This window comes from Streptomyces sp. NPDC021115 (genome assembly GCF_044333065.1).
Taxonomy (GTDB): Bacteria; Actinomycetota; Actinomycetes; order Streptomycetales; family Streptomycetaceae; genus Streptomyces.
The window spans coordinates 1-22,508 of sequence record NZ_JBIRQF010000018.1; the positions used below are offsets into that span (position 1 = coordinate 1).

Sequence of the window (22,508 nt, forward strand, 5' to 3'; positions counted from 1 at the left end):
TTACATTCCGAACCCGGAAGCTAAGCCTTTCAGCGCCGATGGTACTGCAGGGGGGACCCTGTGGGAGAGTAGGACGCCGCCGAACAAATTTTAGAAAGGGCCCTGTAGGGAGCTGAAAAGCTTCCTACAGGGCCTTTTCGCGTGTGTCCACTACCTCCCCGGTGAGAGGCACCGGTGGCACTACCGGTAGAGTCATGGGGCATCATCGGCTGATTCCCTCACAGGAGGCCCCCGGGTGGAGGTTCAGGAGACACGGGTCCAGACGGATCGTGTACTCACCATCCCGAACATCCTCAGCACCGCGCGCCTCTTTGGCGTACCGCTTTTCCTGTGGCTGATCCTCCGGCCCGAGTTCGGCGGGCCCAAGAGCGACCTCTGGGCACTGCTGGTGCTGGCGCTCAGCGGGGTGAGCGACTATCTGGACGGCATGCTGGCCCGTCGCTGGAACCAGATCAGCAGCCTGGGCCGCCTCCTCGACCCTGCCGCCGACCGGCTCTACATTCTGTCGACGCTCATCGGCCTTACCTGGCGGGGCATCCTGCCGCTCTGGCTGCCCATGATTCTCCTGGCCCGGGAGGTCGTGCTCGTCGCGATGGTGTGGATCCTGCGGCGCCACGGCTATCCGCCGCCGCAGGTGAACTTCCTCGGCAAGGCGGCCACGTTCAACCTCATGTACGCCTTCCCCCTGCTCCTTCTGAGTGATGGAAGTGGCCCACTTCACACGACCGCCGCTATCTTCGGATGGGCGTTCGCCGGATGGGGTACAACACTCTATTGGTGGGCAGGAGTCCTCTACGTGGTTCAGGTCCGCCGGCTGGTGAAGGCGGACGCCGCGGCCGACTGAGTTCGCCGTCGTGGGCAACCCAGGAGCGGGTGCTCGTAGCGATTTCTTGGGCCATCGGGCGTGCGTGGTCGGCATGACCGTCGTCTCTTTACGAGGAGGACGCTTCCGACATGAAGGCCGTCGTAATGGCAGGGGGCGAGGGAACTCGTCTGCGCCCGATGACCGCGACCATGCCCAAACCGCTGCTGCCCGTGGCCAACAGGCCGATCATGGAGCATGTGCTGCGGCTGCTCAAGCGGCATGGCCTGTCCGAGACCGTGGTGACCGTGCAGTTCCTCGCGTCTCTGGTCAAGAACTACTTCGGGGACGGCGAGGAGCTCGGCATGGAGCTCACCTACGCCAACGAGGAGAAGCCGCTCGGCACCGCGGGAAGCGTCAAGAACGCCGAAGAGGCGCTCAAGGACGATGCCTTTCTGGTGATCTCCGGTGATGCCCTGACCGATTTCGACCTGACCGAGCTGATCAATTTTCATAAGGAAAAGGGCGCGCTGGTAACGGTGTGCCTGACCCGGGTCCCCAATCCGCTTGAATTTGGAATCACCATCGTCGACGAGGCGGGCCAGGTCGAGCGCTTCCTCGAAAAGCCCACCTGGGGCCAGGTCTTCTCGGACACGGTCAACACCGGCATCTATGTCATGGAGCCCGAAGTCTTCGACTATGTCGAGCCCGATGTGCCCGTCGACTGGTCCGGTGATGTCTTCCCGCAGCTCATGAAGGAGGGCAAGCCCATCTTCGGCTACATCGCCGAGGGCTACTGGGAGGACGTCGGCACCCATGAGAGCTATGTGAAGGCCCAGGCCGATGTGCTGGAGGGGAAGGTCGACGTCGAAATCGACGGCTTCGAGATCTCACCCGGCGTCTGGGTCGCCGAGGGCGCGGAGGTGCATCCCGAGTCCGTGCTCCGCGGCCCGCTCTACATCGGCGACTACGCCAAGGTGGAGGCCGGTGCCGAGATCAGAGAGCACACCGTCGTCGGCTCCAACGTCGTCGTGAAGAGCGGCGCGTTCCTGCATAAGGCCGTCGTCCATGACAACGTTTACGTGGGCCAGCAGTGCAATCTGCGCGGCTGCGTGATCGGCAAGAACACCGACATCATGCGCGCCTCCCGCATCGAGGACGGGGCGGTGATCGGCGACGAGTGTCTGATCGGCGAGGAGTCGATCGTCCAGGGGAACGTCCGGGTTTATCCGTTCAAGACCATCGAGGCGGGCGCGTTCGTCAACACCTCGGTCATCTGGGAGTCCCGGGGACAGGCCAATCTCTTTGGGACCCGGGGCGTGTCCGGCATCCTCAACGTGGAGATCACCCCCGAGCTGGCGGTGCGGCTGGCCGGTGCGTATGCCACGACCCTGAAGAAGGGCTCCACGGTCACCACCGCACGCGACCACTCCCGGGGCGCCCGCGCCCTGAAGCGGGCCATGATCTCCGCCCTCCAGACCAGCGCCATCGACGTCCGGGACCTGGAGAACGTGCCGTTGCCGGTCGCCCGCCAGCAGACGGCCCGGGGCAGCGCCGGCGGCATCATGATCCGTACGTCCCCCGGTGTTCCCGACTCCGTGGACATCATGTTCTTCGACGAGCGCGGCGCCGATCTGTCCGCGGGCGGCCAGCGCAAGCTGGACCGGGTCTACGCACGCCAGGAGTACCGGCGGGCGTTCCCTGGGGAGATCGGCGACCTGAGCTTCCCGTCGAGCGTCTTCGACTCGTACACGGGCTCGCTGCTGAGGGCCCAGGACATCAGCGGTATCGCCGAATCCGAGCTCAAGGTCGTGGTGGACGCCGCGAACGGCAGCGCCGGGCTCGTCCTCCCCAGCCTGCTGGGGCGGCTCGGCGTGGACGCGCTGACGATCAACCCGGGGCTCAACGAATCGCGCCCGACCGAGACCGCCGACGGCCGCCGAGCCGGGCTCGCCCGGCTCGGGGAGATCGTCGCGTCGGCCCGCGCGGCCTTCGGCGTCCGGTTCGACCCCGTCGGCGAGCGGTTCTCGCTCGTGGACGAGCGCGGCCGCATCGTGGAGGACGACCGGGCGCTGCTGGTGATGCTGGACCTGGTGGCCGCGGAGCGGCGGAGCGGGCGGGTGGCGCTCCCGGTTACCACGACCCGTATCGCCGAGCAGGTCGCGGCGTACCACGGCACCCAGGTGGAGTGGACGACGACCGCGGCGGACGATCTGACCCGGGTCGCCCGTTCGGAGACGACGATCTTCGGCGGCGACGGTCGCGGCGGCTTCATCGTCCCCGAGTTCAGCAGCGTCTTCGACGGCACGGCCGCGTTCGTCCGGCTCATCGGGCTGGTGGCGCGCACTCAGCTGACGCTCAGCCAGATCGATGCCCGGATCCCGCGGGCCCATGTGCAGCGTCGCGACCTTGCCACCCCGTGGGCGGTCAAGGGTCTTGTCATGCGGCATGTGGTGGAGGCCGCGGGGGACCGCTCCGTGGACACCACCGACGGGGTGCGGGTGGTCGAGGCCGACGGCCGCTGGGTGATGGTGCTGCCCGACCCGGCCGAGGCCGTCACGCACCTGTGGGCGGAGGGTCCGGACGACGCGTCCGCGCAGGCGCTGCTCGACGAATGGGCCGGGGTCGTGGACAGCGCGGGGCGCTGACCCCGGGCACTTCCGGCGGCTCTTGAACCCGTTTGAACACGTTGGGGCGCCGCCTCCCGGCCCCGGATCCGGCACGCCGGTGGGGCCATTGGGAGACGGCGCCCACGACGTGCGACGATGTGCGGCATGTCGCAGCAGCCCCCCGTTCGGAGCACAGAAACGCCGAGTCCGCGCCCGCGCCTCGACGCGTCCATGTCGCTGCTGACCAATGTGATGGACCACAGCCTCGACGACGGCTACGCCGAGGCTGCCGCGCGGCGCGGCGAGACCGGCCGGTCCCGGCTGCCGCGCACCCTGCGCGGCCGGCTGACCGTGGCCTTCGGCCTGGTGATGGTGGCGGTCGTGGTCACCATCGGGGCCGCCGAGGCCCGGATATCGGCGCCCACGCTGGCCAAGGAGCGGGGAGAGCTCATCGACCGGATCGAGTCGGGGAACGCGAAGGCGGACCGGCTCGCCAAGAGCGTGGACAAGCTGCGCGGGGACGTGGGGGAGAAGCAGCGGCAGGCGCTCGAGAAGCACGGGGGGCCCAAGGGGGACCTGGTGGCCCTGCTCTCGGGTGCGACCCAGGTGTCGGGCCCCGGCATCAAGCTGGTCGTCGACGACGCCAAGAAGTCCACGTCGGGGAGCGGCGGGGGCCCCAGGGAGAGCAACGACTTCTCCGATACGGGGCGGGTACGCGACCACGACATGCAGCGCGTCGTCAACGGTCTGTGGGAGTCGGGCGCGGAGGCCGTCGCGATCAACGGGCAGCGGCTGACGGCGCTCTCGGCGATCAGGGCCGCGGGAGACGCCATACTGGTCGACAACAAGCCGCTGGCGCCTCCGTACACGGTGCTGGCGGTGGGGGACGGGCAGCGGCTGAGCACCGCTTTCCAGGACAGTGCCGATGGGCAGTACCTGCATGTGTTGCAGCAGAACTACGACATCCGCACGAGCATTTCCGCCCAGGACACGGTCCGGCTGCCTGCCGCGCCGAGCCTGATCGTACGTAGCGCAAAACCCGTAGTCGGCGGCGCCGGCGAGGGTGGTACCGAAACAGGGAAGGGCACATCGTGATCGCCGTATTGGGCCTCATCGTGGGAGTCGTGGTCGGACTGGTGGTCCGACCCGTGGTGCCGACGGTGGTCGAGCCCTATCTGCCGATCGCCGTCGTCGCGGCACTCGACGCCGTGTTCGGAGGCTTCCGGGCGATGCTGGACGGGATCTTCGACGACAAGGTCTTCGTCGTGTCGTTCCTGTCCAACGTGGTGGTGGCCGCGCTGATCGTCTTCCTCGGTGACAAGCTCGGCGTCGGCGCCCAGCTGTCCACCGGGGTCGTGGTCGTCCTCGGCATCCGCATCTTCTCCAACGCCGCGGCGATCCGCCGGCACGTGTTCCGGGCGTGAGGCGGATGACGACCGACGACACCCCCGAGAAGCCGCGGCGCTCCGACCAGCTGGAGCGGCCGGAGCAGCCGGAACGGTCCGAGCGGCCGCAAGAGGCCGAGCAGTCCGAGGCGGCACGCACGCCGGAGCGGTCCGGGAAGCCCGAACGGCCCGAGCAGCCCGAACGGCCCGAGCAGCCGGAGCGGCCCGAGCAGCCGGAGCGGGCCGAGCAGCCGGAGCGGGCCGAGCAGCCGGAGCGGGCCGAGCAGCCGGAGCGGGCCGAGCAGGCTGAGAAGCCTCAGCCGACCGAGCCGCCCGAGGAGCGCGCCGCGGCTGATGAGGGTGACTCCGAGCGGCCCGCGAAGCCGCCGCGCAAGGGCGCGCCCGAGCAGTCCGACGCATCCGAGAAGCGGGCGGTCCCGCCGCAGCCGTCGCTCCCCAAGCCGCCGGAGAAGCGCGCGGCGGCGGCCGGGAAGCCCGAGCCCTCCGAGGCCGCGGAGAAGCGCGAGGCCGCCCCGCTGAAGCCCCAGGCGCCCCAGGCGACGCCTCCTGGACAGGGCGGGCCCCAGGGCCGGCGCCCGGCCCCCAGGGCGACCACCCCGCCCCGGGGCCAGGGCCCCGATGGCCCCCGCCCTCAGGGCCAGGGTCCCAGGGGGCAGGTGCCCAACGGGTCTGCTCCCCAGAACCAGGCGCCCCAGGGTCAGGGCCCCAAGGGCTCCGCCCCGCAGGGCTCAGCTCCGAGGAGACAGGCGCCCAAGGGTCCCGGTCCTCAGGGCCAAGCGCCCCGGGGTCAGGCGCCGAAGGGGCAGGGCCCCCAGCGCCCCGCCTCCCAGGGCCAGGCTCCCAGGGGCGCCGCCCCACAGGGCTCAGCTCCGAAGGGGCAGGGCCCCCAGCGGCCCGGGCCCCAGGGGCAGGGCCCCCAGCGTTCCGTTCCCCAGGGTCAGGGACCTCAGCGGCCCGGTCCCCACGGGCAAGGGCCCCGGCGTCCCGTTCCTCAGGGGCAGGGCCGCCAGCGGCCCGGGTCCCAGGGACAGGTGCCCCAGGGCGCGCCGCCTCGGGGGCCTGGCGCCGGGCGGGCCGTGCCCGGGCCGGGGCCGAACGGGCGGCGTCCGGGTGATTCCGCCAGTGGCGGGAACGGCGCCGGGCCCGGGTTCACGCCCGCGGGGAAGCCCGAGGGCGCGGAGGAGGCGCTGACCGGTCGGCAGCGCCTGCTGAAGGGCGTGTGGCCGCCCCGGGTGACCCGGGCGCAGCTGATCGTCGCCGTGCTGCTGTTCGGGCTGGGTCTCGGCCTGGCCATCCAGGTGCGTTCGACGAACGAGAACAGCGTGCTGCGCGGGGCCCGCCAGGAGGACCTGGTGCGGATCCTGGACGAGCTGGACGCGCGGACCCAGCGGCTCCAGGACGAGAAGCGCCGTCTGGACAATCAGCGCACCGAGCTGGAGAACAGCTCGGACCAGGCGGAGGAGGCCCGTAAGCAGACGCTCCAGAAGGAGCAGCAGCTGGGCGTGCTCGCGGGCACGGTCGCCGCGCAGGGGCCGGGGATCACGATCACCATCCACGACGCCCAGGGCTCCGTGGAGGCCGACATGCTGCTCGACACGGTGCAGGAGCTGCGTGCCGCGGGCGCCGAGGCGATCCAGATCGGCTCCGTGCGGGTGGTCGCCAACTCCTACTTCTCGGACTCCGGCGGCTCGGTGGAGATCGATGGACGGAAAGTGACGCAGCCGTACGTCATCAAGGTGATCGGCAAGCCGGAGGATCTGGAGCCGGCGCTGAACATTCCGGGCGGAGTGGTGCAGAGTCTGGAGAAGGAGCAGGCCACCGTGTCCGTCCGGCGGGAGAAGAAGATCGTTGTGGACGCCTTGCGGTCGGGGAAGCGCCCTGACTACGCTCGGTCGTCATCACGGTGAGGCGGTTCGATATGAGGGTCTCTCGGGGAGACCATGTGGATGCGGGGGGTCGACGCACCAGAAGAGTCGCGCGTGATGGAAACTGTCTGGTGGTCACGGACGTTGTGAGGATGTCCGGACCGTCTGCTGGTGTGTGCATCGAGGGTTTGTCCTGCCCCACGGGCGGGTCTGTTTCAGTCAAGGGGAATCGCCCGTGAAGTTGTTCGGGAAGTTGTTCGGGAAGAGTGCACGCCAGGACGGCGGCAGCAGCACCGCTCGCCACCGCGCGGGGCGTGGTGGGGACGAGAGCGGAGGGGGTGGCGAGGAGCGCCCGCTGTTCCGGGATCAGGTCGGCGGCCAGGGCGGTGACATTTCGGGCGGCCAGGGCGCGTCTTCTGTTGACCCCTCGGCGGCCGGGCGCATAGGTTTCGAGGACCCATCGGCCTCGCGTAGTGGTGGAGGTCCCGGATTGCCTGTTTGTACGAGGTGCGGGCATCGGAACGCGGAGGACAGCCGCTTCTGCTCCAACTGCGGCGCGCCGCTGCGGGGCCAGGCGCCGTCCGAGCGCGCTTCGGAGACCACGTCCACGATCTCCATCTCCGGGATCGAGGCGTACGACTCCGAGGTGACCGGCCAGAACCCGCTGCCGTCGCTCAGCCCGGAGGCCCAGGCCGCCGTGGAGGCGCTGCCGCTGGGATCCGCGCTGCTGGTGGTCCGCCGCGGGCCGAACTCGGGCAGCCGCTTCCTGCTGGACAGCGATCTGACCACCGCGGGCCGTCACCCGCAGAGCGACATCTTCCTGGACGACGTGACGGTCTCCCGCCGCCATGTGGAGTTCCGGCGCGGCCAGGACGGCAGCTTCACCGTCGCGGATGTCGGCAGCCTCAACGGGACGTACGTCAACCGTGAGCAGATCGACGCGCCGGTGGTCCTGACCAGCGGTGACGAGGTGCAGATCGGTAAGTACCGACTGGTCTTCTACCCGAGCCAGCGGGGCGTCGGCATCTGACCCGTCAGGGGAGGTCCGTCCATGCTTCAGACACCGTCGGGCGGTGCCGGTACCGGCACCGCCCCCGCGGGCGGCCCGGGCGGCCGGTCCATGAGCATCGGCGCCGTGCTGAATCTGCTGCGGGACGAGTTCCCCGAAGTCACCATCTCCAAGATCCGCTTCTTGGAGTCCGAAGGGCTGGTGGAGCCGCGGCGCACGCCGTCGGGCTACCGCAAGTTCAGTCAGGAGGATGTGGAGCGGCTCGCTCTCATCCTCCGCATGCAGCGTGACCACTACCTGCCACTGAAGGTCATCCGGGAGCACCTGGAGGCCCTGGAGCGGGGTGAGAGGCCGCAGCTTCCTGCCGTTTCGCCGGGAGCGCGGCCGCACGAGCTGCTGGAGCCGGGAGCCGGTCCGGGGGCCCTCGAGCCCCCGGAAGGCCCGACCGTGGCCCGGGTGGGCCGGGCCGAGCTGCTGGCATCCGCGCAGGTCAGCGAGGCGGAGCTGGCCGACTGGGAGTCGTACGGGCTGATCGTGCCCGACGCGCACGGCGGATACGACGTCGAGGCGGTGACCGTCGCCCGGCTGCTCGCCGAGCTTGGCCGTTTCGGCCTCGAACCACGCCATCTACGGATCATGAAAGCGGCCGCCGAGCGCGAGGCCGGGCTGGTCGAGCAGGTCGTCGCGCCGCTGCGGCTGCATCGAAACCCGCAGACCAGAGCGCATGCGGAGGCCAGCGCGCGGGAGCTGGCGACGCTCTCCGTCCGGCTGCACGCGGCCCTGGTGCAGTCGGCGCTGCGGGCCGCCGCACACTGACCGATCCGGCCCCGACTATCCAAACCGGCCGGGCACGTCCTAGGGTTGCTGTGTGAACGAGCTCGACGTCGTGGGTGTCCGGGTGGAAATGCCCTCCAACCAACCGATCGTGCTCCTGCGTGAAGTGGGAGGCGACCGGTACCTCCCCATCTGGATCGGACCAGGGGAGGCGACCGCGATCGCCTTCGCACAGCAGGGCATGGCTCCGGCGCGCCCGCTGACCCACGACCTTTTCAAAGACGTACTCGAAGCGGTCGGCCAGACCCTCACGGAGGTCCGGATCACGGATCTGCGCGAGGGGGTCTTCTACGCCGAGCTGGTGTTCGCCAGCGGTGTGGAGGTCAGCGCGCGGCCGTCCGACGCCATAGCGCTCGCGCTGCGCACCGGGACGCCGATCTACGGCAGCGACGGCGTGCTCGACGACGCCGGTATCGCCATCCCGGACGAGCAGGAGGACGAGGTGGAGAAGTTCCGCGAGTTCCTCGACCAGATCTCGCCCGAGGACTTCGGAAGCAGCAGCCAGTGAAGCGGTCTGCCGGACCTCGCTAGCACATTCGAGTAGCCTTTCCCGGACGAGGGACACGGGAAACCACTCTCAGGGTGATTATCACTCGGCGTGCCGAGTGTGGCGATCGTTGACGCACCCCGGGTGACTGCCTACCTTCGAGGAGGCAGGTCGAGGACGGAGGTCGGCGTGAGAAGCACCGGCGACGGCACGGCAGCCGGAGGTCCGTACACGCTCCAGGGGAGCGCACCGGCCGATCCGGCACTGAAGGCTCGGGTCGCGGCACAGCCCACGGCATCGCGAGAGCCCGCCGCGGGGGGTAAGGAGACGGTCGGCTACCGCGGCCCCACCGCGTGCGCCGCCGCGGGCATCACCTACCGCCAGCTGGACTACTGGGCGCGCACGGGCCTGGTGGAGCCGAGCGTGCGGCCCGCCTACGGGTCGGGCAGCCAGCGGTTGTACAGCTTCCGGGACGTGGTCGTCCTCAAGATCGTCAAGCGGCTGCTGGACACCGGCGTGTCCCTCCAGAACATCCGGGCCGCCGTCCAGCACCTGCGCACCAGGGGCCTGGACGATCTGGCCCAGATGACGCTGATGAGCGACGGCGCGACGGTGTACGAGTGCACCTCGCCTGACGAGGTCGTGGACCTCCTCCAGGGCGGCCAGGGCGTCTTCGGGATCGCCGTGGGCGTGGTGTGGCGGGACGTGGAGAGCGCGCTGTCCCAGCTGCACGGGGAGCGGGTGGACACCGGCGAGACGCTGGTGGGCCACAACCCCGCCGACGAACTCGCCAGGCGCCGCAACCGGGCGGGCTGAGAGCGCTCCCTCCGGGCGGTTCGGGTCCCCCGTGCGCGCCGATTGTCAGTGGTGTGCGGCAGCATCGGACCTGTGAGGGGTGCGCCGACGATTCTCCACCTGGACATGGACGCTTTCTACGCTTCGGCGGAGCAGGCGGCCAAGCCCAGCCTGCGCGGAAAGCCGGTGATCGTGGGCGGCCTCGGGCCGCGCGGGGTGGTGGCCACCGCGTCGTACGAGGCGCGGGTGCACGGGGTGCACTCGGCCATGGCGATGGCGCAGGCCCGCAGGCTCTGTCCGAACGCGGCGTACCTCACCCCACGCTTCCCGCTCTACCGCCAGGTCAGCGATCAGGTCATGGGGCTGCTGCGGGCGCTGTCGCCACTGGTGGAGCCGCTGAGCCTGGACGAGGCGTTCGTGGATCTGGAGGCGGGCGGCGCCGAGCCCCGGGTGGCGGCGGCGGTGGCCGTGGGGGAGCGGCTGCGGGCCGACATCCGCGCGGTGACCGGGCTGACCGGCTCGGTGGGCCTGGCCGGCTCCAAGATGCTCGCCAAGATCGCCTCCGAGCGGGCCAAGCCGGACGGACTGGTGGTCATCGAGCCCGGCACGGAGCGGGAGCTGCTGGACCCGATGCCGGTGCGCACCCTGCCGGGCGTCGGCCCGGCCACCGCGGAGGCGCTGCGCCGGGTCGGCATCCACACCGTCGCCGAGACGCGGGAGGCGGGCGAGGCGGAGCTGGTCCGGCTGCTGGGCCGGGCGCACGGGGCGTCGCTGTACCTGATGGCCAGCGGGCGGGACGAGCGGGCGGTGGTCGCCGAGCGGGACGCCAAGTCCGTCTCGGTGGAGGACACCTTCGACGTCGACGTGACCGACCGCACCCGGGTGCAGCTGGAGGTGGCGCGGCTGGCCGACCGCTGTGTGCGGCGGCTGCGGGAGGCGGGCCGCTCCGGACGCACGGTCGTGATCAAGGTGCGGCGGTACGACTTCTCGACGCTGACCCGTTCGGAGACCCTGCGCGGGCCCACCGACGACCCCGGCGTGGTCAAGGAGGCCGCGGCGCGGCTGATCGACGGGGTGGACACCACGGCGGGCGTGCGGCTGCTGGGGGTGGGCGTCTCCGGGCTCGCGGACTACACGCAGGAGGATCTGTTCGCCCAGGCCGCCCAGGCCGCGCAGGCGGCTGAGGCCGCCCACGAGGCCCTGGAGGGGCCGGAGAGGGCCCCGGGCTCCGAGACGCCGGAGCCGGAGGGCCCGGGCGCCCCGGGCGCCTCAGAGGCCGCTGAGGGCGCCGCGCGGCCGCGGGCGTGGCTGCCCGGGGCCGATGTGCGGCACGCCGAGTACGGGGCGGGCTGGGTGCAGGGCAGCGGGGTGGGGCGGGTGACCATACGGTTCGAGGTGCCCTGGTCGGAGCCCGGCCGGGTGCGGACGTTCGCCGTGGACGACCCGGATCTGGAGCCGGGCGAGCCGCTGCCGCTGGTGCGGCCCGGTCAGCCGGTGACGTCGAGACCGTAGTGGTGGTACAGCTGAAGCTCCTGCTCCGGGGAGAGATGGCGGCCGACCCCGAGGTCCGGGGCGTCCTTGATCAGCGCCCGGTCGTACGGCACCCGCAGCGCGTCGCCGACGACCTCGCTCGGTTCGAGGGGGACGAAGACGTCCCGGCTGAACAGGCCCGTGCGTACCGCCGCCCACTCGGGCTCGCCGGTCGCGTCGTCGAGGTAGACCTCGTCCACCGTGCCGATCTTGGCGCCCTCGCGGTCGAACGCCTTGCGGCCGATGAGGGTTCGCGGGTCGATGTCCGTCTGCACGCTCTCTCCCACAGATGGCGATGGTCCAGTGATACCTACCAAAAGCCACATCCGGGTACCCGGCCACTCGGGCATCCACTGTCCAACCCCCAACGGCAGACGCGCTGGTACGCTGGCTGTGGCTGTAGACCCCGTGCGGGAGAGTCCTCCGACGATGGTGTCGGGGGCGCCGAAGGAGCAAATCCTCCCCGGAATCTCTCAGGCACACGTACCGTGCGGGTGAGGTCACTCTGGAAAGCAGGGTGGGCCACGGGGAGCACATGCTCCGGAACCCCTCCTCACCGACGGTGAAAGCCGGTCAGGCACCACGGGCCGGTGAAGCTCTCAGGTTGAGATGACAGAGGGGGAGGCCGTCCGGGCACCCGCACCGCGGTGCCCCTCGCCGGTCGTACCTGACCAGGAGGCCCCCGCAGATGACCACCCACCGCATCTCGCTCGCCGAACTGGAGCGCGGTACTCCATTCGAGCAGCGGCACATCGGCCCCGACGCCGGAGCGCAGGCCAAGATGCTCGCCCAGGTCGGCTTCGGCTCCCTCGACGAGCTGACCGCCGCCGCCGTACCCGAGGTCATAAAGAGCGCCGAGGCGCTGCGGCTGCCGCCGGCCCGCAGCGAGGCGGAGGTCCTCGCCGAGCTGCGCGCCCTCGCCGACCGCAACCAGGTGCTGCCGTCCATGATCGGCCTCGGCTACTACGGCACGTTCACCCCGCCGGTGATCCTGCGCAACGTCATGGAGAACCCCGCCTGGTACACGGCCTACACGCCGTACCAGCCGGAGATCTCCCAGGGCCGGCTGGAGGCGCTGCTCAACTTCCAGACCGTCGTCTCCGACCTGACAGGACTGGACACCGCAGGTTCCTCGCTGCTGGACGAGGCCACGGCCGCCGCCGAGGCCATGGCGCTCTCGCGCCGCGTCGGCAAGGTCAAGGAGGGCGTCTTCCTGGTCGACGCCGACTGTCTGCCGCAGACCATCGCCGTCATCGAGACCCGCGCCGAGCCGACCGGCGTCGAGGTCGTGGTCGCCGATCTGACCGACGGCATCCCGGACGAGGCCGCCGAGCGCGGCGTCTTCGGCGTGCTGCTCCAGTACCCGGGCGCCTCCGGCGCGGTCCGCGATCCGCGCCGGGTGATCGAGCGGGCCCATGAACTGGGCGCGATCGTCACCGTGGCCGCCGATCTGCTCGCGCTCACCCTGCTCACCTCGCCCGGCGAGCTCGGCGCGGACGTCGCGGTCGGCAGCACCCAGCGGTTCGGCGTGCCCATGGGCTTCGGCGGCCCGCACGCCGGGTACATGGCCGTGCGTTCCGCCCACGCCCGCAGCCTGCCGGGACGCCTCGTCGGGGTCTCGCAGGACGCCGACGGCGACAAGGCGTACCGGCTGGCGCTCCAGACCCGCGAGCAGCACATCCGCCGCGAGAAGGCCACCAGCAACATCTGCACCGCGCAGGTCCTGCTCGCGGTGATGGCCGGAATGTACGCGGTCTACCACGGCCCGGACGGGCTCGCGGCCATCGCCCGCCGCACCCACCGCTACGCCGCCGTCCTCGCCGAGGGGCTGCGGGCGGGCGGCGTCGAGGTGGTGCACGGCGCCTTCTTCGACACCCTCACCGCGCGCGTCCCCGGCAAGGCCGCCGACGTGGTCGCCGCCGCCCGCGAGGCCGGGGTCAACCTCCGGCAGACCGACGCGGACCATGTGGGCATCGCGTGCGACGAGACCACAGGCCGCGCCCAGCTGGCCGCCGTGTGGTCCGCCTTCGGCGTCGACGGCGGGGACGCGAGCGGCATCGACGAGCTGGACGCCGCGGTGGACGACGCGCTGCCCGCGGAGCTGCTGCGCTCGGACGCGTACCTGACCCATCCGGTCTTCCACCAGTACCGCTCCGAGACCGCGATGCTGCGCTATCTGCGGCGGCTGGCCGACCGGGACTACGCGCTGGACCGGGGCATGATCCCGCTCGGCTCCTGCACCATGAAGCTCAACGCGACCACCGAGATGGAGCCGGTCACCTGGCCGGAGTTCGGCGCGCTGCACCCCTTCGCGCCGGTCGAGCAGGCCCACGGCTATCTGACGCTGATCCGCGAGCTGGAGGAGCGGCTGGCCGACGTGACCGGCTACGACAAGGTCTCCCTCCAGCCGAACGCCGGATCGCAAGGCGAGCTGTCCGGGCTGCTGGCGGTGCGGGCGTACCACCGGGCCAACGGTGAGCCGCAGCGCACGGTGTGCCTGATCCCGTCCTCCGCGCACGGCACCAACGCGGCGAGCGCCGTGATGGCGGGCATGAAGGTCGTCGTCGTCAAGACCGGCGAGGACGGCGAGGTTGACGCCGCCGACCTGCGCGCCAAGATCGAGCAGTACGGCGACCAGCTGGCCGTCCTCATGGTCACCTACCCGTCCACCCACGGTGTGTTCGAGGAGCACATCACCGAGATCTGCGCGGCCGTGCACGACGCGGGCGGCCAGGTCTACGTGGACGGCGCCAACCTCAACGCGCTGGTCGGACTGGCCGAGCCCGGCCGCTTCGGCGGCGACGTCTCCCATCTGAACCTGCACAAGACGTTCTGCATCCCGCACGGCGGCGGCGGTCCGGGCGTCGGCCCGGTCGCGGTGCGCGAGCACCTCGCGCCGTACCTGCCCAACCACCCGCTCCAGCCCGCCGCGGGACCGGCCACCGGCGTCGGCCCGGTCTCGGCCGCGCCGTGGGGCTCGGCGGGCATCCTGCCGATCTCCTGGGCGTACGTCCGGCTGATGGGCGCCGAGGGGCTGCGCCACGCGACCCAGGCCGCGGTGCTCGGCGCCAACTACATCGCCAAGCGGCTGGAGCCGCACTACCAGGTGCTCTACACCGGGCCCGGCGGGCTGGTGGCGCACGAGTGCGTGGTGGATCTGCGGCCGCTCACCAAGGCGACCGGGGTCACGGTGGACGATGTGGCCAAGCGCCTGATCGACTACGGGTTCCACGCGCCGACGATGTCGTTCCCGGTCGCCGGGACGCTGATGATCGAGCCGACGGAGAGCGAGGACCTGGCGGAGCTGGACCGGTTCTGCGACGCGATGATCGCGATCCGTGCGGAGATCGACAAGGTCGGTTCGGGCGAGTGGTTCAAGGAGGACAACCCGCTGCGGAACGCGCCGCACACCGCCGCCACGCTGAGCGGTGCGTGGGACCACCCGTACAGCAGGGACGAGGCGGTGTTCCCGGCCGGGGTCTCGGCCGCCGACAAGTACTGGCCGCCGGTGCGGCGGGTCGACGGGGCGTTCGGGGACCGGAACCTGGTCTGCTCGTGCCCGCCGCTGGACTCGTACGAGAGCTGAACACGGGGCTGGACACAACGATGGGGCCGGTTCGGCGGGTGCTCGCCGGGCCGGCCCCTGGTTATGCCATGCCGCTGGGTGGTCAGCCTAGGCGGCGGTCACGACGTGCTCGGTGGCGAGCGGTCGGCACGGGGCGATGACGCGCCCGTCCGGCAGCAGCTCACCGGTGTCCTCGAAGAGCAGGACACCGTTGCACAGCAGGCTCCAGCCCTGCTCCGGGTGGTGCGCCACGAGATGGGCGGCCTCCCGGTCGGCGGAGTCGGCTGACGGGCACGGTGGTTGATGCTGGCACATGGCGAGGTTCTTTCGCTGCGGTGAGGTGTATGTCCTGCTGCTCGCTGCGGCGTTCATGTTGGCCGCCCCCCGTTGTCTGTCGGTTGGTTGCTCCCAGTGTTGCCCTGCGGAGCGGATTCCGCAGGGATTTCGCGGCACCGGTCTTGCTAGATAATGACGCATCACCCGACCGGACGGTTCACCGTGGCGGGACTGTTACCCGGCCGTGGCGCGGCGCCCCGCGGCCCGGCGGGCCGCGGGGCGCTGAGGCCGTCGTGGAAGGCGCAGGTCAGGCCGGGGAGCCCAGCAGCGGGGCGGCGGCCAGCCGATGGGTGAGGACGGGCAGCAGATCGGCCGCGGGGTGCGGGCGGTGGGCCGCGATGCCGGGCGGTGCCGGGGCGAGCGGCACCAGCAGGTCCCCGGCGCCGAGGCCGCCCTCGGCGGCGTCCGCCGCGGGGTCGCCGTGCAGCCACAGCGCGACCATGTACAGCTCGGGGATGGACAGCAGCCGCGGCTGGTACGCCGAGGGCAGCGACTCGGCCTGGCGCAGGGCGAGTTCGGCCGATGCCACGTACGGCCCCTCGGAGAAGTGCGAGAAGGCCCAGCCGTCGGCGGTGAGCATGGCCTCGGCCGCGGCCACCGTGCGGTCGCCGTCGCGCAGCATGAAACGCCAGCCGGTGAGTCTGACCTGCGGCGGGCCGACGGGCGTGGTGATGTCGTCCAAGACGTGGACGGGGAGCGGGAGTTCGGGTTCGAAGGGGCCGGGCAGGGAGCTGAGTGCCGGGGTGCGGACCTCGCGGACGGCGGTGGGGGAGCCAAGGGCCGTGAGGACGCTGCGCAGGGCGGGCGCGGGGGCCGGGGGCACGAGCAGCGGCATGGTGGGTCGCCTCTCACTTCGGAGACACGGTGGAGCGATAGCGGGCCGGGGTAGGGGCGCGCGCTGTCGGTGTACGTAGCTCGGTACGCGGGTCAGAGGGGGCCGGGACGAACTGTCCGGGCGTTATCTCTCTGCCTCGTAAAGCGAGTTTATACGACTCATGTTCCAGCCGTGTTTCGCCTAGCTGTCGCAGATATTGCGCACAAGGTGTTTTCCGGTCCGCGCGGACGCGGGGATTTCCACCGATTCGATGCCGGATGCATGGATATGACCTGGCGGTTTACGTACGCCGCGGTAGGCTGGATCCCACCGCTCCATTTTCCCGGAGCAATGCGGCGCTGTTGAGAGCGTATCGGCTGGGCGGGCCGCGCGGGGCGTTATCGATCACATTGGCGGGCATCATCGAGCGTGGTGTGCGCGGGTGCGGGCGCCCATGATCCACTCAAGGAGGTAGCTCCGATGGGGGAGAAGGTCGTAGCCGGTGAGTTCGATCCGTCGGGTCGGCAGCGGCAGCGCGGGCGGTTGCGGCAGTGTCTCGACGCGCTGTCCCGGCTCCTGGCCGACAAGCGGTTCGACCGCCCGAAGAATCTCATGGGGCTGGAGATCGAGCTGAATCTCGCAGGCGCCGACGGGCTGCCGAGGATGATGAACACGGAGGTTCTGGAGCGCATCGCGAGTCACGATTTCCAGACCGAACTGGGACAGTGCAATCTTGAAGTAAACATCGTGCCGCACCGTTTGCACGGCCGGGTTCTCGACCAGCTCTCGGAAGAGCTGCGAACGGGACTGTCATATGCCGACCGCAAGGCGCGCGAGGTGTCCTCCGAGATCGTGATGATCGGAATTCTGCCGACCCTGGCCACCCGGGATCTCGGATCGGCCAACCTGTCCTATGACGACCGTTACAAACTGCTCAACGAACAGATGCTGGCCGCCCGTGGTGAGGATTTCCTCATCGATATCGAGGGCCGCGAGCGCATCAGCTACGCCAGCGCCACCATCGCCCCCGAGGCCGCCTGCACCTCCGTCCAGCTGCACCTCCAGGTCACCCCCGGGCGCTTCGCCGCCGTGTGGAACGCGGCGCAGGCCGTGGCCGCGGTACAGATCGCCATCGGGGCGAATTCCCCCTTCGTTTTCGGCCGCGAGGTGTGGCGCGAATCCCGGCCACCGCTGTTCTTGCAGGCCACCGATGTGCGGTCACCGGAATACGCGACGCAGGGGGTGCGGCCGCGCACCTGGTTCGGCGAGCGCTGGATCACCGACGCGTACCAGCTCTTCGAGGAGAACCTGCGCTACTTCCCCCCGCTGCTGTCCACCGGCGCCGACGAGGAGCCGCTGCGGACCCTGGACGAGGGCGGCGTGCCCGACCTCCAGGAGCTGGTGCTGCACAACGGCACCATCTACCGCTGGAACCGGCCCGTCTACCAGGTCGTGGACGGCGTACCGCATCTGCGCGTGGAGAACCGGGTGCTCCCCGCCGGCCCCACCGTCACCGACGTCATCGCCAACGCCGCCTTCTACTACGGGCTGGTCAGGGCGCTCGCCGAGGAGCCGCGCCCGGTGTGGACCCGGCTGCCGTTCAGCGCCGCCGCGGCCAACTTCGACGCCGCGTGCCGCCATGGGATCGACACGGTGCTGCAATGGCCGAAGCCCGGCCGCTCCTCGTCCCTGGCGCGCACCCCCGCCGTACGGCTGGTCCTGGAGGAACTGCTGCCGCTGGCCGCCGCAGGTCTTGACGCCTGGGGCGTCGAGCCCGCCGACCGCGACCGCTACCTCGGGGTGATCGAGCAGCGCTGCGCCCTGCGCGTCAACGGAGCGTCCTGGCAGGCCGCGACGTATCACCGGGCGCGGGACAGCGGGCTGGGGCGGGACGCCGCGCTCGCCGCCATGACCCGCCGCTACTGCGCCCTGATGCGGACCGATGCCCCGGTCCACACCTGGCCCGCCGACCTCTCCGCCTGACGGGCCGCTTCAGTTGAGGACCGGCTAGAAGTCGGGCGCGCCTGCTTCTCCGGCGGCGACGATGGCCTTGAGCATGGCCGCGTTGATCTGCGCGGGGTCGTTCACCTGCTGCGCCGAGCCGCCGGTCGCCCGGGCGATCTCGCGGCATGCGGCCCGGTCGGCGTCCGGGCCGACCGCGATGGCGATGAGCGGCACCGGGCGGTCCGGGTCGACCAGCCCCTTCAGCTCCTTCACCAGCGCGGCGCGGGAGATGCTGCCGGGGTCTTGGTTGGCGCCGTCGGTGAGGAGTACCACCGCGTTGAACTTGCCGCGTACGAAGGTCTCCTGGGCCTCTCTGTACGCGGCAAGCGTGGTGTCGTACAGCCCGGTCGAACCCTCGGGCAGCGGCTTGAGCGCGGCGAAGGCGGCCGCCAGCGCGGCGCGCTGGCCGGTGCCGTCCGGGGTGCGGGCCGCGAGCTGACGGGCCGGAACCAGTTCCCGGTAGTCGCGGTCGCCGTCCAGCTCGGTCGAGAACTCCCACAGCCCGATCTCGTCCGTGGTGGTGAACCGGGCGAGGGCCTGCCGCAGCGACGCCTTGGTGACGTCCATCCGGCTCTGTCCTGAACGGCCCGGCACCGGGTCGCCCATCGAGGCCGAGGCGTCGACGACCGTGTTCAGCCGGGCGCTCTGCACGGTGATGGTCCACATGCCCAGCGCCGCCTCCACCTCCCGGGCGGACGGCCCCGGCGAGGGCGTGACCGTGTACGGCTGGGGGGTGCGGCCGCCAGCGGCCTGCGCCACGGGCTCGTCGACCTTGCCGTCCGCCGGGCGGAAGCCGTCCTTCTTCAGGGCCCGGCGGCCGCGGGGGTCGGTGAGCAGCGTCATGAAGCGGGTGGCGGCCCGCGCCCGTACGGTGGTCAGCTCGCGGTCGTTGAGCACCGTGTACGGGTAGTCCAGCTCGGCCGTACCGTCCTTCGGATAGAACAGGCCGAGGCGGGACTCGCCTTCGGCCTCCGCGTTGTGCGCGAAGGCGGCCTGCTCGGACAGGAGCACCGCCTGGTTGCGCCGGGGCACCGTCTTCAGCAGCGCGTCGTCCGTCTTCGTGGCCCGCTGGGACAGCAGCTTGGCGTTGGCCGCGGCGCGGGTGTCGGTCGCGGCCTTGCCGTCGCCCGCGCCCGCCTTCGCGATGGACCCGTTGATCCGGGCGAGGGCCAGCAGCCCGGTGGCGCTGCGCGCCGGGTCGGCGGTGCCCAGCCGCGGGCTGTCGCCGCCGCCCGCCGCGGCCAGCTGCGCCCAGTCGTACGTCTTCTTCGGCCAGCCAAGACCCCTGGCCGCCGAGGGCGTGGCGGCGACCGTGACCGGGGAGGAGGCGATCCCGCCGAGCGTGTCCAGGGGCGCGGCGCTGACCGGGGAGGTGGTAGCGCGTTCGACCCAGACGCTGGAGTCCGGAACCCACACCTGGAACCCCGGGGTGCGGCCCTCGCTGCCGAGCGCGCCGGCGACCTGGTACGCGGGGCGGCTGGTGACCCGTACGTCCAGGCAGCGCCCGTCGGACCGGATGCCCGCCTTCCGGGCGTGGTCGGCCACGGTGCGCAGCGCCGGGGCGATGTCCGGGGACGCGGCGACGGAGAGCCGTACCGCATGGCTCCGGCAGGACTCGGCGGAGGGCAGCAGCCCGCCGCGTAAGACCACGACGGCGCCGGCCGCGACGGCGAGCACCAGCGCCGTGGAGATCGCCACGGTCCGGCGTCGGGAGGACGCGCCGGGTCTGGACCCCGTATTGTCCGGTGCGGAGTGATCGATGCGTTCGGTGTGACCCGCGTGATCGGTGTGATCGGCGCGGTCCATGGCATCGAATATGCCGGAGTAGTCGGGACCGTCGGACTCTTCGAGCTGGCTGTGGCGTCCCATGGCGATCTGTCTCTCCTGGAAGATGACGCTGTCAGGAGGGACGGCGCGCCAGCGGATGGCGCCCGGCCCAGCCTGCTGGTGCGGCTCGTGCGCGATCTCGGATGTGTTTTCGAGACCATAGCGGGGCGGGCGCGCCGATGAGGTATGAAGAGCGGAAGTGGAGGCAGGAGTGCAGTCAGAGGCGCGTGGGGCGGTGCTGCCGGAGGGCGATCTTCCGCGACGGATGCTGCGCAACGAGACGCTGCTCGTGCTGGCGCTGTCGCTCGGCGCGAGCGCTGTGTCCGCGCTGATCAGCTTCATCGGCTCGGTGACCAAACCCGGTGGGCTCAAGGACCAGGCGGTCACCATGAACGCCTCCCAGGCGCCGGGCCGCCCCTGGCTGGACCTCGCCTGGCAGCTGTTCGGGGTCGCGACCGCGCTGGTGCCGGTCGCGCTCGTGGCCCATCTGCTGCTGCGGGAGGGCGCCGGACTGCGCGCGATCGGCTTCGACCGCACCCGGCCGCGCTCCGACCTGGCGTGGGGCGTCGCGGTGGCGGCGGGCATCGGCGGCACCGGGCTGCTGCTCTACCTGGGCGCGCGGGCCGCCGGGGGCAATCTGACGGTGGTGCCCGAGGCGCTGCCCGACGTGTGGTGGAAGCTGCCCGTGCTCATCGTCTCCGCCGTGCAGAACGCCGTGCTGGAGGAGGTGATCGTCGTCGGCTATCTGCTGCGCAGGCTGGGGCAGTTGGGCTGGACGCCGATGGCCGCCCTGATCGCCAGCTCGGTGCTGCGCGGTTCGTACCACCTGTACCAGGGCATCGGCGGCTTCTTCGGCAACATGGCGATGGGCGTCGTCTTCGTGCTGCTCTACCGCAGGTGGGGGCGGGTCGGGCCGCTGGTCACCGCGCATGCGCTGATCGACATCGTGGCGTTCGTCGGCTACTCCCTGCTGGCGGGCAAGGTGGGCTGGCTGCCCACCGCCTGACGCCCCGCCCCCGGCGGGCCGTTCAGACCAGCAGCTCCCCGTCGATGACCGTGACGGCGCGGCCGGTCAGCAGCGTACGGTCGCCGCGCAGCGTGGTGCGGACCAGCCCGGTGCGGGCGGAGGCCTGGAGTCCGGTCAGCTCGTCGCGGCCGAGCCGGGCGGACCAGAACGGCGCGAGCGCGGTGTGCGCGCTGCCGGTCACCGGGTCCTCGTCGATGCCGACGCCGGGCGCGAAGACGCGCGAGACGAAGTCGTAGCCGCAGGCGGGGTCCTCGGGGAGCGCGGTCGCGATGACGGCCCGCTTGACGAGCCGCCCGAGCGCCGCGAAGTCGGGGGTGAGGGCCCGTACGGCCTTCTCGTCGGCCAGCTCCACCAGCAGATCGCCGACCTGGGGGCCGGTGTCCCGGGCGGAGACGACCGCGGCGCCGAGCGCGTCGGTCACCTGACGCGCCACCTCGACCTCGGTCAGCGGGGCGGTCGGGAAGTCCAGGGTGATCGTGCCATCGGGGTCGCCGGTCGCGGACAGCACCCCGCTGAGCGTGGCGAACCGTACGGCGCCGGTCGCCGCGCCCGTCGTCCGCAGCACATGGGCGGTCGCGAGGGTGGCGTGCCCGCACATGCTCACCTCGGTGGCCGGGGTGAACCAGCGCAGCGCCCAGTCGGCCTCGGCCCCGTGGGCGAGCGGGTGGGCGAAGGCGGTCTCGGAGAGATTGACCTCGGCGGCGACCTCCTGGAGCCAGGCGTCGTCCGGGAAGGCGTCGGTGTCCAGGAGGACGACCCCCGCCGGGTTGCCCGCGAAGGGGCGGTCGGTGAAGGCGTCGACGATTCGTATCCGCATGGTCCCGACCGTAGGCGGCGGGTGGACCGCGACTCCATGGCCAATCCCCGAGCGGTGGCCTTCGTACGGGCATTGTCATCCGATCGGTTCCGATATATCGTTGAGCCATCGTGATGGATCGATGATGAAAGGAGCGTCACGATGAGGCACCACCGTGGACAGGAACACCGCGGACCCGGTCGGCGCGACCGGGGTGACTTCGAGGAGCGGCGGGCGGCCTTCGGGCCGTTCGGGCCCGGGCCCGGGGGGTTCGGCGGCTTCGGCGGGCCCCCCTTCGGCGGGCCTCCGTTCGGCGGCCGGGGCCGGGGCGGCGGCGGGCGCCGTGGCCGGGCGCGGCGGGGCGATGTGCGCGCCTCGATCCTGGCGCTGCTGGGAGACCGCCCGATGCACGGCTACGAGATGATCCAGGAGATCGCCGAGCGCAGCGGGGGAGCGTGGAAGCCGAGCCCCGGTTCGGTGTATCCGACGCTTCAGCTCCTCGAGGACGAGGGGATGATCAGCGTCGAGAGCGACGGCGGCAAGAAGCTGTACGCGCTCACCGACGCCGGGCGCACCGAGGCCGAGGCGGGGCCGCAGGCGCCGTGGGAAGAGGCCGGGCGCGGCATCGACTGGGAGGCCATGCAGGAGGTCAGGCAGGCCGGGTTCGGGCTGATGGAGGCCTTCGCTCAGGTCTGGAAGACGGGCAGTCCCGAGCAGCGGCAGAAGGCGCTGTCCGTCATCAACGAGTCGCGCAAGCGGCTGTATCTGATCCTCGCCGAGGACGGCGACGAGGACTGACCGG

The 22,508-nt window shown here is 71.3% G+C and carries 19 protein-coding genes, 1 rRNA gene and 1 riboswitch; of the genes, 15 read left to right on the forward strand and 5 right to left on the reverse strand.

Annotated elements, in window-relative coordinates:
* From rrf to ACH4TL_RS35975, 11 genes are all read left to right on the forward strand, one after another.
* Positions 1-85: ribosomal RNA gene (gene rrf, locus ACH4TL_RS35925) — 5S ribosomal RNA — on the forward strand; the annotation flags it as partial.
* Between the two features lie 150 nt (positions 86-235).
* Positions 236-844 (forward strand): CDP-alcohol phosphatidyltransferase family protein, encoded by a 609-nt coding sequence (locus ACH4TL_RS35930; RefSeq protein ID WP_398326453.1) that lies wholly within the window; start codon positions 236-238, stop codon positions 842-844.
* A gap of 110 nt (positions 845-954) precedes the next feature.
* On the forward strand, positions 955-3,450 hold the full coding sequence (locus ACH4TL_RS35935) for a sugar phosphate nucleotidyltransferase (RefSeq protein ID WP_398326456.1): 2,496 nt from the start codon (positions 955-957) through the stop codon (positions 3,448-3,450).
* 126 nt (positions 3,451-3,576) lie between these two features.
* On the forward strand, positions 3,577-4,506 hold the full coding sequence (locus ACH4TL_RS35940) for a DUF881 domain-containing protein (protein ID WP_398326459.1): 930 nt from the start codon (positions 3,577-3,579) through the stop codon (positions 4,504-4,506).
* A complete protein-coding gene (locus tag ACH4TL_RS35945) occupies positions 4,503-4,835 on the forward strand; it encodes a small basic family protein (RefSeq protein ID WP_014058688.1) in 333 nt (110 codons plus the stop codon). Before ACH4TL_RS35940 ends, ACH4TL_RS35945 begins: the two co-directional genes overlap by 4 nt.
* Positions 4,836-5,848: 1,013 nt before the next feature.
* On the forward strand, positions 5,849-6,724 hold the full coding sequence (locus ACH4TL_RS35950) for a DUF881 domain-containing protein (RefSeq protein WP_398326854.1): 876 nt from the start codon (positions 5,849-5,851) through the stop codon (positions 6,722-6,724).
* A 133-nt stretch (positions 6,725-6,857) separates the two neighbouring features.
* Positions 6,858-7,712, forward strand: a complete 855-nt coding sequence (locus ACH4TL_RS35955; RefSeq protein ID WP_398326462.1) for an FHA domain-containing protein — start codon at positions 6,858-6,860, stop codon at positions 7,710-7,712.
* 21 nt (positions 7,713-7,733) lie between these two features.
* Entirely contained in the window at positions 7,734-8,507 is a 774-nt protein-coding gene (locus ACH4TL_RS35960) for a MerR family transcriptional regulator (protein ID WP_398326465.1), read from the forward strand.
* 52 nt (positions 8,508-8,559) lie between these two features.
* Positions 8,560-9,033, forward strand: a complete 474-nt coding sequence (locus ACH4TL_RS35965; RefSeq protein WP_009713203.1) for a bifunctional nuclease family protein — start codon at positions 8,560-8,562, stop codon at positions 9,031-9,033.
* 168 nt (positions 9,034-9,201) lie between these two features.
* A complete protein-coding gene (locus tag ACH4TL_RS35970; RefSeq protein ID WP_398326468.1) occupies positions 9,202-9,828 on the forward strand; it encodes a MerR family transcriptional regulator in 627 nt (208 codons plus the stop codon).
* A 72-nt stretch (positions 9,829-9,900) separates the two neighbouring features.
* Entirely contained in the window at positions 9,901-11,319 is a 1,419-nt protein-coding gene (locus tag ACH4TL_RS35975) for a DNA polymerase IV (RefSeq protein ID WP_398326471.1), read from the forward strand.
* Here ACH4TL_RS35975 and ACH4TL_RS35980 read toward each other — a convergent pair.
* Positions 11,295-11,612 carry a PRC-barrel domain-containing protein gene (locus ACH4TL_RS35980; RefSeq protein ID WP_039936641.1) on the reverse strand — a complete coding sequence of 106 codons (318 nt, stop codon included), beginning with the start codon at positions 11,610-11,612 and terminating at the stop codon, positions 11,295-11,297. The two genes, ACH4TL_RS35975 and ACH4TL_RS35980, sit on opposite strands and share 25 nt — an antisense overlap.
* A 126-nt stretch (positions 11,613-11,738) precedes the next feature.
* Positions 11,739-11,836, forward strand: a riboswitch (glycine riboswitch).
* Between the two features lie 189 nt (positions 11,837-12,025).
* On the opposite strand from ACH4TL_RS35980, the gene gcvP reads away from it, so the two are divergent.
* Positions 12,026-14,923, forward strand: a complete 2,898-nt coding sequence (gcvP, locus tag ACH4TL_RS35985) for an aminomethyl-transferring glycine dehydrogenase (protein WP_398326475.1) — start codon at positions 12,026-12,028, stop codon at positions 14,921-14,923.
* An 87-nt stretch (positions 14,924-15,010) separates the two neighbouring features.
* Here the strand turns inward: gcvP and ACH4TL_RS35990 are convergent, their stop codons facing one another.
* Entirely contained in the window at positions 15,011-15,217 is a 207-nt protein-coding gene (locus ACH4TL_RS35990) for a DUF5999 family protein (protein WP_055551180.1), read from the reverse strand.
* A 268-nt stretch (positions 15,218-15,485) separates the two neighbouring features.
* Positions 15,486-16,073, reverse strand: a complete 588-nt coding sequence (locus tag ACH4TL_RS35995) for a hypothetical protein (RefSeq protein ID WP_398326478.1) — start codon at positions 16,071-16,073, stop codon at positions 15,486-15,488.
* Positions 16,074-16,532: 459 nt separating this feature from the next.
* Between ACH4TL_RS35995 and ACH4TL_RS36000 the strand changes: the two genes are divergently transcribed.
* Positions 16,533-18,035, forward strand: coding sequence for a glutamate--cysteine ligase (locus ACH4TL_RS36000; RefSeq protein ID WP_398326480.1), 1,503 nt, complete (start codon positions 16,533-16,535; stop codon positions 18,033-18,035).
* A gap of 24 nt (positions 18,036-18,059) precedes the next feature.
* Here the strand turns inward: ACH4TL_RS36000 and ACH4TL_RS36005 are convergent, their stop codons facing one another.
* Positions 18,060-19,862: a substrate-binding and VWA domain-containing protein gene (locus tag ACH4TL_RS36005; protein ID WP_398326856.1), complete on the reverse strand. Its 1,803-nt coding sequence runs from the start codon at positions 19,860-19,862 to the stop codon at positions 18,060-18,062.
* Between the two features lie 286 nt (positions 19,863-20,148).
* On the opposite strand from ACH4TL_RS36005, the gene ACH4TL_RS36010 reads away from it, so the two are divergent.
* Positions 20,149-20,889, forward strand: coding sequence for a CPBP family intramembrane glutamic endopeptidase (locus tag ACH4TL_RS36010; protein WP_398326859.1), 741 nt, complete (start codon positions 20,149-20,151; stop codon positions 20,887-20,889).
* 22 nt (positions 20,890-20,911) lie between these two features.
* Here the strand turns inward: ACH4TL_RS36010 and ACH4TL_RS36015 are convergent, their stop codons facing one another.
* A complete protein-coding gene (locus tag ACH4TL_RS36015) occupies positions 20,912-21,727 on the reverse strand; it encodes a PhzF family phenazine biosynthesis protein (RefSeq protein WP_398326483.1) in 816 nt (271 codons plus the stop codon).
* A 141-nt stretch (positions 21,728-21,868) separates the two neighbouring features.
* Here ACH4TL_RS36015 and ACH4TL_RS36020 point away from each other — a divergent pair, with 141 nt between their 5' ends.
* A complete protein-coding gene (locus ACH4TL_RS36020) occupies positions 21,869-22,504 on the forward strand; it encodes a PadR family transcriptional regulator (protein ID WP_398326486.1) in 636 nt (211 codons plus the stop codon).
* Positions 22,505-22,508 lie beyond the last annotated feature (4 nt).